The sequence below is a fragment of the Streptococcus merionis DSM 19192 genome, from assembly GCF_000380085.1.
GTDB classification, from domain to species: Bacteria; Bacillota; Bacilli; order Lactobacillales; family Streptococcaceae; genus Streptococcus; species Streptococcus merionis.
Genome location: NZ_KB904539.1, coordinates 41,341 through 53,949 on the forward strand (window position 1 = coordinate 41,341; position 12,609 = coordinate 53,949).

Here is a 12,609-nt window from a genome sequence, read left to right on the forward strand (position 1 = left end):
AAAAGCTCGGAAAAATGATAAATCTTCCTAGAGTGAAGACACTCATTGTCAGATTTCCTATTTTTCAGTCGCTTTTTATACGCCCTTTGTATCTTAAATAACTGGACACGCCCTAAAAAGCTTGATAAAATTCAAAAATTTCCTAGAGTGTCTACACTCTTCGTCAATTTTTTCATTTTCCGTCGCTTTTCTAAACGGGCTTTGTATCTTGAATAAGGAGGGACGATGACTGAGTATCTGACGGTGTCGCACCTAACTAAGTATTTGAAATTAAAGTTTGACAAGGATCCTTATCTGGCTCGCGTCTATTTGACTGGTCAAGTCTCCAACTTTCGTAAGCGCCCCAACCACCAGTACTTTTCGCTTAAGGACGAAGGGGCTGTGATCCAGGCTACTATTTGGGGTGGAATTTATCAAAAATTGGGCTTTGAACTGGAAGAAGGGATGAAAATCAATGTGGTTGGTAGAGTACAGCTCTATGAACCGAGCGGCTCCTACTCCATTATCATCGAAAGGGCTGAGCCAGATGGCTTAGGTGCTTTAGCGGTTCAATTTGAACAGCTAAAGAAGCGTTTGGGTGATGAAGGATTATTTAAGGCCGAGTGGAAACAAGCTCTCCCTCAGTTTGTCAGGAAGATCGGAGTTATTACTAGTCCAAGTGGAGCTGTTATTCGGGATATTATCACCACAGTCAGTCGTCGTTTTCCTGGCGTGGAAATCTTGCTTTATCCGACAGTTGTTCAGGGCGCTGGTGCAGCACCAGCTATCGTTGCCAATATCCAAAAGGCTAATAACAGAGGAGATTTAGATCTCCTGATCGTTGGTCGTGGGGGCGGTTCTATCGAGGATCTTTGGGCTTTTAATGAAGAAAGCGTTGTGCGGGCCATTTTCGAGTCTCGTCTGCCAATCATTTCGTCTGTAGGACACGAGACGGACACAACCTTAGCAGACTTCGTCGCAGACCGCCGAGCCGCAACGCCTACGGCTGCGGCTGAGCTGGCGACACCAGTGACCAAGGCGGATTTGCTTAATCATCTCCGTCAGCAACAAAACAGACTTTACACGGCATCACTCAACCGCCTACGTTTTTATCAAGAACGTCTGCGCAAGCTGAGCCAATCGGTTATTTTTCGTCAGCCAGAACGGCTTTACGACGGCTACCTGCAAAAGCTAGATCATCTGACCGATAAGCTCCAGCAGAATATGCAAAAAGCTTACCAGCTGAATCAACAGGCTCTGCGTCTTTTGCAAGAACGGTTAAAAGCGCAGCGTTTGGATCAAGAAATAAAACGCCAGCAGGTCAATTTACAGCAACAGACGCGTTTGCTCAAGAGTAACATGGCTATCCTTTATGACAATAAAATGAATAAAGTCAAACAACTCAGTGAGGCTATGCTCATGCTGGATACGAATCGAATTGTAGCCAGAGGCTATGCCATGGTTTATCAAAAAGGGCGCGTTGTTGAGAGTGTTAAGGGAGTTGCAATCGGCTCTCAGGCTACCATCCAGATGCGGGATGGTCAGATAGAAGTTGAGGTGAAAGATGTCAAAGACGAAAAAAACATTTGAAGATAATTTAGCAGAATTGGAGACCATCGTGGGTCGTCTAGAGTCAGGTGATATTGCTTTGGAAGAGGCCTTGTCTGAATTCCAAAAGGGGATGGTCCTCTCCAAGGAACTCCAAGCAACATTAGCCAAGGCAGAAGAAACCTTGGTCAAGGTCATGCAAGAAGATGGAACAGAAGTAGAATTTAATGGATAGACAAGGCAAAGTCTCAGGTGTTGAACAAGCTATTCGATCTTATTATGAGGAAGCACAGGTGGCAGAGCGTCTCGTTGAGGCGGTTCTCTACTCTGTCAATGCAGGTGGTAAACGCATTCGCCCACTCTTTTTCTTGGAGATGGTCGAAGCTCTGGGACAGACGTTGACTCAGGCTCATTTTCAGGTAGCGGCAAGTGTGGAGATGATTCATACAGGTAGCCTTATTCACGATGATCTGCCGGCCATGGACAATGACGACTACCGCAGAGGGCGTTTGACCAATCACAAGCAGTTTGATGAGGCAACAGCTATTTTGGCGGGCGACAGTCTCTTTTTGGATCCATTTGGTCTTATTGCCCGTGCTGATTTTCCAGCAGAAATACGAATTAATCTAGTGCAGGAACTGTCTGACAGCTCTGGGACATATGGCATGGTGGCTGGACAGACTTTGGATATGATGTCTGAGGGCAAATTGATTGACCTTGAGAGCTTACAGACCATTCACGCCAATAAGACAGGTAAGCTTTTGACCTTTTCTTTCGTGGCAGCTGGTCTTGTGGCGGAGGTTTCTACGGACGTCTTGACCAAATTGCGTCAGGTTGGAGAACTAGTCGGACTAGCCTTTCAGGTGCGCGATGATATTTTGGATCTTACGGCTGACTTTGAGGATCTCGGAAAAACCCCGCAGAAGGATCTCTTGGCGGAGAAGTCGACCTACCCTGCCTTACTTGGTTTAGTAGAATCACAGCAGTTCTTGAATCATACCTTGGATCAAGTTCAGAATTTGCTCAAGGAAATTGCTGAAAAATGCCCGTTTCAGGCAAAGCAGGTCGGTCAATTGATAGAAAGTTTACGATTAAATGGCTAAAGAGCGTGTAGATGTCCTGGCGCATCGTCAGGGACTTTTTGAAACCAGAGAGCAGGCTAAGCGTGGGGTCATGGCAGGTCTTGTCATTGCCAGTGTCAATGGTCACCGCTATGACAAGCCTGGTGAGAAGATTGACGAAGACACTGAGCTTAAACTCAAGGGTGAAAAGCTCAAGTACGTCAGCCGAGGTGGCCTCAAACTTGAAAAGGCCCTTGCGCAATTTGGGATTTCAGTGGCAGAACAATTGACTTTGGATATTGGAGCGTCAACAGGTGGTTTTACCGATGTCATGCTCCAGGCTGGAGCTAAGATGGTCTACGCGGTTGACGTAGGGACTAATCAGTTAGCTTGGAAGTTGCGTCAGGATCCGCGAGTGATTAGCATGGAACAGTACAATTTTCGCCATGCTAAATTAGATGATTTTCCATATGGACAGCCGATGTTTGCGTCAATTGACGTGAGTTTTATCTCGCTCAGCCTGATTTTGCCAGCACTAACGCAGATTTTGGCAGATGACGGTCAGGTTGTTGCCTTGATTAAACCTCAGTTTGAGGCAGGACGCGAGCAAATAGGCAAAAACGGCATTGTCAAGGATAAAAAAGTGCATTTGCAGGTGTTAGAAAATGTGTCTACTTTTGCTCTTGAGTCGGGCTTTTCTGTCCAAAACTTAGATTTTTCACCGATCCAAGGTGGTCATGGAAATATTGAGTATCTAGCTCATTTGCAAAAAAGCAAGGCACAGGAAATGGCTTACAGTCAGTCTCTGGCTGAGCTTGTGGAGCAATCACATCAGGAGTTTAAGCATGAATAAAAAGGAACGTTTGCAGATTATCAGCGATTTGATCAGTGAGAATGCGATTGATACCCAAGAGGAGATTGTCACACGTTTGCAAGCAATTGGCATTAAGGCCACCCAAGCGACCGTTTCGCGAGACATTAAGACTCTAGGGATTGTAAAGGTGCCGTCTGAGTCGGGCTATATCTATGATCTGCCTCACTCACGGAAACGTAAGATTAGACCGCAAAAGAAGTACCTTCGCGATTTTGCGGTTCAGGCACCATTTATCCATCTCAAAGTTGAGCCGGGGACAAGTGCTGTTGTCAAACGTCAGCTGTCTGAGCAATTGCCTGATCAACTCTTCAGTGTAATAGCCGATGATGATAGTATCCTGATGGTGGTCAAAGAAGGTGCAGCGATTGAAGACGTTCTTGCTAAAGTCAAGGAGATTTAGATGTTACTAGCTGTTTCGATTAAGAATTTTGCAATCATTGAGCAAATTTCATTGGACTTCCAGACTGGTATGACTGTTTTGACTGGAGAGACCGGTGCTGGGAAGTCCATTATCATTGATGCCATGAATATGATGTTAGGAGCGCGAGCAACGACTGATGCCATTCGACATGGAGCTACTAAGGCTGAAATCGAAGGGCTCTTTTCGCTGGAAAAAAGCTCTGCCATTGACAAAATCTTGGAAGAGCAAGGCATTGAGGTTTCAAACGAGTTGATTATCCGACGGGAAATTTTTCAAAATGGCCGGAGTGTTAGTCGTATCAATGGCCAAATGGTCAATCTGACGGTTTTGAGAGCGGTCGGGCAGCACCTAGTTGACATTCATGGTCAGCATGATCAGGAGGAGCTGATGAAGACACAGTCCCACATCAGCATGCTGGATCAGTTTGGAGATGAAGGATTTCAGGCACAAAAAGCTCAGTATGAAGAAACTTTTGAGCATTATCGTGTCCTGCGCCGTCAGGTTCTGACCCAGCAAAAAAATGAGCAAGAAAACAAGGCTCGGATTGAGATGTTACGTTTTCAGCTGGACGAGATTGAGTCAGCAGAGCTAGAAGCAGGAGAAGACGAGCGTCTTCACAAGGAGCGAGACCGCTTGGTCAACCACAAGAACATCGCAGATACGCTGGCTAATGCTTTTACCATGCTAGATGATGACGATTTGGGAACCTTGCGAAATTTACGCTCGGCTATGAATGACTTGCAGAGTATCGAAAGCTACGAACCTGACTATAAGAATATGGCAGATCAGGTGGTGGAGAGTTACTATGTTTTGGACGATGTCGGTAAGCGTCTAGGGTCGATTTTAGATAATCTGGACTTTGATGGCAATCGTCTCTTGCAGGTGGAGAGTCGTCTTGATTTGCTCAATAGTATCACGCGTAAGTATGGCGGGAGTGTTGATGATGTTTTGACGTACTTTCAGAAAATTTCCGAGGAATACCAGCTCTTGACCGGCATTTTGCCGGGGCAAGGCGATCTGGAACAGGAGCTCAAGCGTTTGGAAAAAGATCTGATCACGCAGGCTTCGCGTCTTAGTCAGGCGAGACATGATTTGGCTAAGATATTGGAGGCAGAAATCAAGCAAGAGCTTCGAGATCTCTATATGGAAAAGGCTGAGTTTCAGGTGACCTTTACCAAGGCTAAGTTTAGTAAGGTTGGCAATGAGCAGGTGGAATTCTATATCTCGACCAACCCTGGTGAGGGCTTCAAACCGCTAGTCAAGGTGGCATCCGGTGGCGAATTATCCCGTCTTATGCTGGCCATCAAGTCAGCCTTCTCGCGCAAGGAGAATAAGACGAGTATTGTCTTTGACGAGGTGGATACGGGAGTTTCAGGCCGTGTAGCACAGGCTATTGCCCAGAAAATCTACAAAATCGCTCAAGCTGGTCAAGTCTTAGCTATCTCGCATCTGCCGCAGGTTATCGCTATCGCTGATTATCAATTCTTCATCGAAAAAATTTCAGATGAGACCTCAACAGTCTCTCGTGTCCGACTTTTAACGCTTGAGGAGCGCGTGGAAGAAATCGCCAAGATGATTGCAGGAGATAGTTTGACTCCAGCAGCGCTTGAACAAGCACGCGTGTTGTTGGAGAAATAAGGTACTCATGAAGTACGATGAGGGGATTGTGTGTAACCTCTACATGCCTTTTTGAGATGAAAGCACTTCGCTTATGAATACAGCTTTTAAAAATGAAAATATCAGAGTTGAGTCTTTTTAAAAAGAACTTCATCATCAATACTAAGCTATCTCATGGCGAGTATCCTCCAAAGCACTATAAATTTCAAGTTTGAGTACATGAAATGAGGCTGGACAAAAAATCCAACCTCATCTCTCATAGTTTACGTCAACATCTCAGCGCAGTGGTTGGGAGTAAGACTTGTTGGCTATGCCAACTTAGTCTTACCCCTGCAAAGATCATTAGGTGCTTTAGCGCCAATGAACCACTGCTGATGAGGCTCTAATACATGGATAATCAACTTTAGAACCCTAATCAACTGTACGGGGTGGGAAAACGAACTCTTTTTGATTGCTTGAGTTCTTTCCACTCCTATTTTAATGTTGGCTGAACAAGACGAAACAGTTGCATGGCCTAGCCAAGCTCTTACACAGTTAGGCAAGCGAGACCAGCGAAGCGCTGAATGCCTCCGAAAGGACTAGTTTTTTAAATCAATCCTAAATGCTTAAAGGCATTGTAGATACCGTCCTCATCAACGCCTGTAGTGATGTAATCAGCTGCTTCCTTAGCTTCTGGGCCACCGCTTCCCATGGCAACGCTATAAGCGCAGTAATTGAACATTGGGATGTCAATCTTGGCGTCACCAAAGGCAAATGTATCTACTTGTGCTGCTTGGAGATGACTGAGCAATTGTTCAACGGCAAAAGCCTTGTCAATATCTTTGACACCGACATCTCCAAAAAGAGCAATTTCACCCTTACCGCCCCAAGTGTTGACTTCAAAGTTGGTGAAATGAGCTTTGGCATCTAAATAATCTTGGTAAGATTCCAAGATAAAGGAGATTTTGTTAACATCGTCACGGTAGAGGTTTGTCTCACCGAAAACAATCCCGTGCAGAGCGTCCTTGGTCATCAGAGTTTCTGCATTTTCATATCCTTTACGGCGAGCGTACTCGCGCATGACAGGGAGCGAGCGCTCTTCAAAGTTTTCAGAAGCGTAAAGTCCGCTGTTACTCTCAAGGTAAAATTCAAGACCGTGCTCATGGAGATAGTCTACGATAGCAGTACAGTCTTCCAAAGTTAGACTATTGTGATAGACAACTTCGCCATCAGACTCGATGTAATTACCATTGCCACCAATCATGCCATCAATCCCCATGTCCCATAGCTCAGGCTGCATCTCTGCACGTGAGCGACCGGTACAGGCATAAACTTTGTGGCCATTTTTACGGGCCAGCTTTATGGCTTTGATGGTGGAAGCTGGGATTTGGTTTTCGTAGTTAACGATGGTTCCGTCAACATCAAGAAATAGAATTTTAGACATAGGTCACCTCTGTTTGTTTGATTACTCTTTAATTATAAATGATATTTTAGTCAGTGTCCGATATTAAACGGGGGAAAACTGATACTATGCTATGATAATTTTCAAAAAATCACTAGAGTGAGCCAACAGGTAGACTGAGCGAGAATGCGCTATCTGTGATATAATGGAATTAATCAAATCAAAGCGAGAATACAAATGTACGTTGAAATGCATGACGAAACAGGTCAGGTGACTAAGGCGATTCAGGATCAGACTTTGGCTTTGCTGGATTTTGCGGCGAAGCGTCTAGACAAGCAGCAAAAAGAAATGGCTGTGACTTTCGTGGACAATGCCAGAATCCAAGAGATTAACAAACTCTATCGGGATAAGGATCAGCCGACCGATGTGGTCAGCTTGGAGTACAAGCCAGACTCTGAAATTTTTTTTGAGGAGGAAGACTTGGAAGATAACCCTGAGCTAGCTGAGATGATTGCGGAGTTCGATAGCTATCTGGGAGAACTTTACATCTCTGTCGATAAGGCTAGGGAGCAGGCTGAGAGTTATGGCCATACCTTTGAGCGGGAAATGGGCTTCTTAGCGGTCCATGGCTTTCTTCACATCAATGGCTACGACCACTATACTCCAGAAGAAGAGGCCGAGATGTTTGGCCTCCAAGAAGAAATTTTGAGTGCTTATGGACTATCACGATAAAAACAACTCTCGAAAAAAATGGAAAAACCGTGACCTGATCACCAGTATGGAATTTGCCATCACAGGACTTTTGACAGCTTTTAAAGAAGAGCGAAACATGAGAAAGCATGGGGTATCAGCAGTACTGGTCGTCCTCTTAGGCTTACTCTTTCAAGTATCAGCGATCGAATGGCTCTTTCTGCTTTTAGCGGTTAGTCTGGTCATTGCCTTTGAAATCGTCAATTCAGCTATCGAAAATGTTGTTGATTTGGCTAGTGACTATCACTTTTCCATGCTAGCCAAGCACGCTAAGGATATGGCAGCAGGTGCAGTTCTTTTTGTCTCAGGGTATGCCCTCTTGACCGGTGCCATTATCTTTTTGCCAAAAGTTTGGAACTTGCTTTTTTGAAAAAAATAAAATGAAAGGATAGGACAGCCCGTGTTCTTTAATCGAACACGAAAAATGCTGAGTGAAGCTAAGATAAAAGTGTTAATTGAACAAGACACAGTTGGAGAGGAACCTCGCTTGGTCTGGCTCTGCATAATTGGTGAGTAGATTGCAGATCATGCGTATTGGCAGGGTTTGAAAAGGAAGTGTCCGACAGTCTGGAGAGACTGCTGAAGTCACTGAAATACCTGCTTTTTGCCTTGCTTCAGCTGGTGACAAAAAATGCTATCTTGGCGAGATAAACGGTCACAAAACCGAGACGTTTCTGCTAGTTTCCTGTTTTCACTTGGCTTTTGCTGTCCTTTGTATTCTATGTTTAAATCAGGCTTTGTAGCTATTTTAGGCCGACCAAATGTCGGTAAATCAACCTTTCTTAATTATGTCATGGGGCAAAAAATTGCTATCATGAGTGATAAGGCTCAGACCACCCGTAACAAAATCATGGGAATTTACACTACTGAAACTGAGCAGATTGTCTTTATTGACACACCAGGGATTCACAAGCCCAAGACAGCTCTTGGCGACTTCATGGTAGAGTCTGCCTATTCAACCCTGCGTGAGGTAGAGACGGTTCTTTTTATGGTGCCGGCTGACGAGGCGCGTGGTAAGGGAGATGATATGATTATTGAGCGCTTGAAGAATGCTAAAGTTCCCGTGATTTTGGTCATCAACAAGATTGACAAGGTCCATCCAGATCAGCTCTTGGAGCAAATTGAAGATTTTAAGGACCAGATGGACTTCAAGGAGATCGTGCCGATTTCAGCTACTCAGGGGAACAATGTTAACCGACTGATGGCAATTCTCAAAGAAAACCTCCCTGAGGGGTATCAATATTTCCCAGAAGACCAGATTACAGACCACCCAGAGCGGTTCTTAGTATCCGAAATGATTCGTGAGAAAGTGCTGCACCTGACCCGTGAAGAAATCCCTCACTCTGTTGCTGTTGTCGTTGATTCTATGAAGCGCGACGAAGCGACTGATAAGGTTCATATTCGTGCAACTATTATGGTAGAGCGCGACAGCCAAAAGGGGATTATCATTGGGAAACAAGGCAGCATGCTCAAGAAAATTGGCTCTATGGCCCGTCGTGATATCGAACTCATGCTGGGTGACAAGGTCTTCCTTGAAACCTGGGTTAAAGTCAAAAAGAACTGGCGTGACAAAAAGCTAGACTTGGCAGATTTTGGCTATAATCAGAAAGAATATTAAGCTGTGTGCCAACTCTACCAATATTTCGATAGAAAATCGGTGTGAAAAAATGAGTGAGAAAAGGGAGATTTTCTTTAAATTTTATGACTAGTTTTTGTTGCTTTGTAATATTTCTGCCTATTCAGTTTAGGAAAACTAGGAGAGAATTTCTTCATACGGTTATCCTATGAGTAGACTATTATTTGTTATCAAAGCAGTTTTTATAGTCTTACTCAACTGTGTGAACTATTGAAGCATCACTCCTCAGCATACGATTTTTTGTCTATTCCTACTTTATTTTTAGAGGATAAAACATGAGACGCATTATAACAGTTCAACATACGGAGTCTGTTCACCATACCAATGGTATGATTGGGTCTTGGACCGATTGGGAGTTGACTGCGACTGGTAAAGAGCAAGCGGAGCGAATTGCTAAAAGGTTAAAGGCAGACTATCCAGATGTTAATTTTACATTGTACAGTTCTGATTTGAAGCGGGCGAAGCAAACAGCTCAAGCTATAGGAGATGTTTTTGGTATTCCAATCCATTTGTCAGGAGCCTTACGAGAGCGAAATCTCGGTAGAGCTTGTGGGCAATCAGTACAGTGGCTGAAAGATAATATCGAATCTCATGAAACGGACATTGATAGCCGGCTTTTTTCAGATGCTGAAACGAGACGAGAAGCTTGGAATCGTCTCAAGCCTTTCTATGATGAGCTTTTGAATCAACCTCATGAAAATATTATCTTAGTCTCCCATGGGGATTTGCTCAGTCTCTTTAATGCTATGTGGTTAGGATTAGAACCTGAATTTTTGAATCGTGCTGATTTATATGGCAATTCAGGTGGTGTTAGTCTCTTGCTTGAAAAACAAGGAAAACGTGTTATTAAAAGCATGAGTGATATGTCTTACATTCGACCGAACCAAGAATGATACCCTTTTGTTTCAAGAAAAGCATGCTAGATGACACGTTGTCTTTGTGAAACTATTGCCCGAACTTTATTCTAGCGTATCATGGAAGATAAGATTACAGAATTGTAAACCAAGAAAATGACTGCCCTTGTAAGACAGTCATTTTCAATATCATAATATTAGGGGCAACTTGGTTTGAAAACAGTATGCGATTAAACCAGATAATGGCTTTATATTAGACTTGTTCAGAAACTCATTAAAAAGTTGTTCTCTTTTCATAAATTATCGTTCAAGATTTTTAAATTGTTATGACAATCATCTTGCTTAGATGATGGAGAAGTCTGTCTTTTAAAACATTTTCGGTTTCCGAACAAGTCTATTGTTTAAAAATGGTTGGCATATTTGGCAAATGGAGATACTATGATAATCTGAAATAGTCTTTTTACAGTTATTGATACCTTAAAGGATATTGTCAAATTCGGCACGAACAGCCTTTGGCCAGACGCTAGATTGAACTTCGCCGATATGTTTTTTACGGAGAAGGAACATGGCTAGACGGGATTGGCCGATACCGCCGCCAATGGACAGCGGAAAGAGACCGTTGAGCAGGGCACGATGCCATTCTAATTCCAGACGGTCTTCGTCTCCCTTAATGGCACACTGGCGTTTGAGGGCGTCTTCATCGACACGGATTCCCATAGAAGAAAGTTCAAAAGCAGATCCCAAAGCCTCATTCCAAACGAGGATATCGCCATTGAGCCCTTTGTAACCATTTTCAGTTGGAGTTGTCCAGTCGTCATAGTCAGGAGCACGGCCATCATGCGGTTGGCCATCGGCTAGTTCACCACCGATTCCGATCAGAAAGACAGCGCCAAATTCTTTGGTGATGGCTTTTTCTCGCTCTTTAGGAGTCAAATCAGGATAGCGCTCGACCAGTTCTTCTGAATGGATAAATGTAATTTGCTTTGGGAGGACTGATTCGATGTCATAGCGGGCTTCGACAGCTAGCTCAGTTAAGCGGATAGCCTTGTAAATCAACTCGACAGTTTGTTTGAGGTAGGCTAGGTTACGTTTGCCATCTGGAATGACCTTTTCCCAGTCCCACTGATCCACATAAATGGAATGTGTCGGATCCAGATCGTCCTCGTCAGGTCGCAGAGCTTTCATGTGGACAAAGAGCCCCTCACCTTCATTAAAGCCAAAGCGGGCCAGGGTGTGTCGTTTCCACTTAGCAAGAGAATGCACAACCTCAAATGTATGCTCTGGAATGAGCTTGACATGGACGGAAACGGGATTTTCGACGCCTGAGAGATTGTCCTGCATGCCATCGCCCACACGGCTAAGGATGGGTCCCTGAACTTCAACGATTTCCAACTTATCTTTCAAATATTGGGTAAAGGTGTTTTTGACAAAAGAGATTTCTTCTTGCTGATGAATAAAACTTTTTTTCATAGTGGTGTGTCCTTCAATAAAAATTAATTCTATTATAGCGCTAAATGAATGATATGAAAAGTATTAATGAAGGAAGTTTTAAAATTTTCTGTCAATAATTGAAAAATCGTTTTAGAAGTTGAAAGAAGTACAAAACAGTTTTAAGAAATAAAACCTTTGTGAAATATGCTATAATAAAAATCACAGAACTAGGCGCTTTTTAGCTTATCCAAGGAGGCTTTATGACTCAAGATTATATTTCCTATATTCGCTCTAAGGTTGGGCATGACAAGATCATATTGAATTTTGCGGGCGGTATTCTTGCTGATGGAAATGGTAGAATTTTACTGCAAAAACGCAGTGACTTTGGCAGCTACGGCCTCCCAGGAGGAGCGATGGAATTGGGTGAGAGCTCAAAAGAGGCTTGTGAGCGGGAGTTTTTTGAAGAGACGGGGATCAAGGTTGAGGCCACGCGTCTTCTCAACGTCTACACCAAGGATGAAAACCATTATCCCAATGGTGATGAGGTCCAGACTGTTGTCATCCTCTATGAAGTCAAAGCGCTTGAGGCGTTTGACATCACAGATTTTCACAATGGAGAAACTTTAGAAGTGGGCTTCTATTCGGAGGCAGAAATTGCTGAGCTAGAGCCTGTCTTTGACAAGCATAGACGAATGATTGCTGAATATTTTGCAGACACTTTCGCATTGGGGAATTAGAGAGTTCATCTAGCTGATAACAAAAACACGATAACCAAGAAGGTTTGCGATGAGCAGATCTTCTTTTTTATTTCTGCAGGATAAAGTTGACATTTTTAAAAGGATTGGACTTGCCGGAACTTGGGTGATTTCCAAACAACTCGAACCTGTTTTCTCGGTTAGCATTTGTCATTGTTCTGCCTGTTTTATGATATTCTAGAGGAAATCATATCATCAGTCGTTAAACTGTCTACTTGCTATTTTCAAAATCGTCTCCAATCACCTTTTCTTCGCGTGTCTGCTAGCAAGGCGCGAGCTTTTACTTTATGGTATAATGAAAG

The 12,609-nt window shown here is 43.6% G+C and carries 13 protein-coding genes; 11 read left to right on the forward strand and 2 right to left on the reverse strand.

All coding sequences use genetic code 11. The features are described 5' to 3' along the window. The first annotated feature begins 225 nt into the window (after positions 1-225). The 6 genes from xseA to recN are packed head-to-tail and all read left to right on the forward strand — an operon-like array spanning position 226 to position 5,521. Positions 226-1,569, forward strand: coding sequence for an exodeoxyribonuclease VII large subunit (xseA, locus tag A3I5_RS0102065; protein WP_018372960.1), 1,344 nt, complete (start codon positions 226-228; stop codon positions 1,567-1,569). Then, positions 1,544-1,762: an exodeoxyribonuclease VII small subunit gene (locus tag A3I5_RS0102070; protein ID WP_018372961.1), complete on the forward strand. Its 219-nt coding sequence runs from the start codon at positions 1,544-1,546 to the stop codon at positions 1,760-1,762. The genes xseA and A3I5_RS0102070 overlap by 26 nt, the downstream gene beginning before the upstream one ends. Continuing rightward, positions 1,755-2,630 (forward strand): polyprenyl synthetase family protein, encoded by an 876-nt coding sequence (locus tag A3I5_RS0102075; RefSeq protein WP_018372962.1) that lies wholly within the window; start codon positions 1,755-1,757, stop codon positions 2,628-2,630. The genes A3I5_RS0102070 and A3I5_RS0102075 overlap by 8 nt, the downstream gene beginning before the upstream one ends. Beyond that, a complete protein-coding gene (locus A3I5_RS0102080; RefSeq protein WP_018372963.1) occupies positions 2,623-3,441 on the forward strand; it encodes a TlyA family RNA methyltransferase in 819 nt (272 codons plus the stop codon). The genes A3I5_RS0102075 and A3I5_RS0102080 overlap by 8 nt, the downstream gene beginning before the upstream one ends. Continuing rightward, a complete protein-coding gene (locus A3I5_RS0102085) occupies positions 3,434-3,862 on the forward strand; it encodes an arginine repressor (RefSeq protein WP_018372964.1) in 429 nt (142 codons plus the stop codon). Before A3I5_RS0102080 ends, A3I5_RS0102085 begins: the two co-directional genes overlap by 8 nt. Continuing rightward, a complete protein-coding gene (gene recN, locus A3I5_RS0102090; protein ID WP_018372965.1) occupies positions 3,863-5,521 on the forward strand; it encodes a DNA repair protein RecN in 1,659 nt (552 codons plus the stop codon). 565 nt (positions 5,522-6,086) lie between these two features. Here the strand turns inward: recN and A3I5_RS0102095 are convergent. Beyond that, a complete protein-coding gene (locus tag A3I5_RS0102095) occupies positions 6,087-6,923 on the reverse strand; it encodes a Cof-type HAD-IIB family hydrolase (protein ID WP_018372966.1) in 837 nt (278 codons plus the stop codon). A 195-nt stretch (positions 6,924-7,118) separates the two neighbouring features. On the opposite strand from A3I5_RS0102095, the gene ybeY reads away from it, so the two are divergent. From ybeY to A3I5_RS0102115, 4 genes are all read left to right on the forward strand, one after another. Next, on the forward strand, positions 7,119-7,613 hold the full coding sequence (ybeY, locus tag A3I5_RS0102100; protein WP_018372967.1) for an rRNA maturation RNase YbeY: 495 nt from the start codon (positions 7,119-7,121) through the stop codon (positions 7,611-7,613). After that, positions 7,597-8,001: a diacylglycerol kinase family protein gene (locus A3I5_RS0102105; RefSeq protein ID WP_018372968.1), complete on the forward strand. Its 405-nt coding sequence runs from the start codon at positions 7,597-7,599 to the stop codon at positions 7,999-8,001. Before ybeY ends, A3I5_RS0102105 begins: the two co-directional genes overlap by 17 nt. A gap of 351 nt (positions 8,002-8,352) precedes the next feature. Next, the gene (gene era, locus A3I5_RS0102110; RefSeq protein WP_026216879.1) at positions 8,353-9,249 is read left to right on the forward strand and encodes a GTPase Era; all 897 of its coding nucleotides are present in this window, start codon (positions 8,353-8,355) and stop codon (positions 9,247-9,249) included. Positions 9,250-9,542: 293 nt separating this feature from the next. Continuing rightward, positions 9,543-10,160 carry a histidine phosphatase family protein gene (locus A3I5_RS0102115; RefSeq protein WP_018372970.1) on the forward strand — a complete coding sequence of 206 codons (618 nt, stop codon included), beginning with the start codon at positions 9,543-9,545 and terminating at the stop codon, positions 10,158-10,160. Between the two features lie 438 nt (positions 10,161-10,598). Here A3I5_RS0102115 and asnA read toward each other — a convergent pair whose 3' ends face one another. Next, complete coding sequence (gene asnA / locus A3I5_RS0102120) at positions 10,599-11,591, reverse strand: aspartate--ammonia ligase (RefSeq protein WP_018372971.1); 993 nt, start codon at positions 11,589-11,591, stop codon at positions 10,599-10,601. Between the two features lie 221 nt (positions 11,592-11,812). Between asnA and A3I5_RS0102125 the strand changes: the two genes are divergently transcribed. After that, a complete protein-coding gene (locus A3I5_RS0102125) occupies positions 11,813-12,289 on the forward strand; it encodes an NUDIX hydrolase (protein ID WP_018372972.1) in 477 nt (158 codons plus the stop codon). The last annotated feature ends 320 nt before the right edge of the window (positions 12,290-12,609 follow it).

Bases quoted from the DNA above. Each gene is read 5' to 3' on its own strand.
- xseA (WP_018372960.1), top strand. From the start codon at position 226: ATGACTGAGTATCTGACGGTGTCGCACCTAACTAAGTATTTGAAATTA.
- A3I5_RS0102070 (WP_018372961.1), top strand. From the start codon at position 1,544: ATGTCAAAGACGAAAAAAACATTTGAAGATAATTTAGCAGAATTGGAG.
- A3I5_RS0102075 (WP_018372962.1), top strand. From the start codon at position 1,755: ATGGATAGACAAGGCAAAGTCTCAGGTGTTGAACAAGCTATTCGATCT.
- A3I5_RS0102080 (WP_018372963.1), top strand. From the start codon at position 2,623: ATGGCTAAAGAGCGTGTAGATGTCCTGGCGCATCGTCAGGGACTTTTT.
- A3I5_RS0102085 (WP_018372964.1), top strand. From the start codon at position 3,434: ATGAATAAAAAGGAACGTTTGCAGATTATCAGCGATTTGATCAGTGAG.
- recN (WP_018372965.1), top strand. From the start codon at position 3,863: ATGTTACTAGCTGTTTCGATTAAGAATTTTGCAATCATTGAGCAAATT.
- A3I5_RS0102095 (WP_018372966.1), bottom strand. From the start codon at position 6,923: ATGTCTAAAATTCTATTTCTTGATGTTGACGGAACCATCGTTAACTAC.
- ybeY (WP_018372967.1), top strand. From the start codon at position 7,119: ATGTACGTTGAAATGCATGACGAAACAGGTCAGGTGACTAAGGCGATT.
- A3I5_RS0102105 (WP_018372968.1), top strand. From the start codon at position 7,597: ATGGACTATCACGATAAAAACAACTCTCGAAAAAAATGGAAAAACCGT.
- era (WP_026216879.1), top strand. From the start codon at position 8,353: ATGTTTAAATCAGGCTTTGTAGCTATTTTAGGCCGACCAAATGTCGGT.
- A3I5_RS0102115 (WP_018372970.1), top strand. From the start codon at position 9,543: ATGAGACGCATTATAACAGTTCAACATACGGAGTCTGTTCACCATACC.
- asnA (WP_018372971.1), bottom strand. From the start codon at position 11,591: ATGAAAAAAAGTTTTATTCATCAGCAAGAAGAAATCTCTTTTGTCAAA.
- A3I5_RS0102125 (WP_018372972.1), top strand. From the start codon at position 11,813: ATGACTCAAGATTATATTTCCTATATTCGCTCTAAGGTTGGGCATGAC.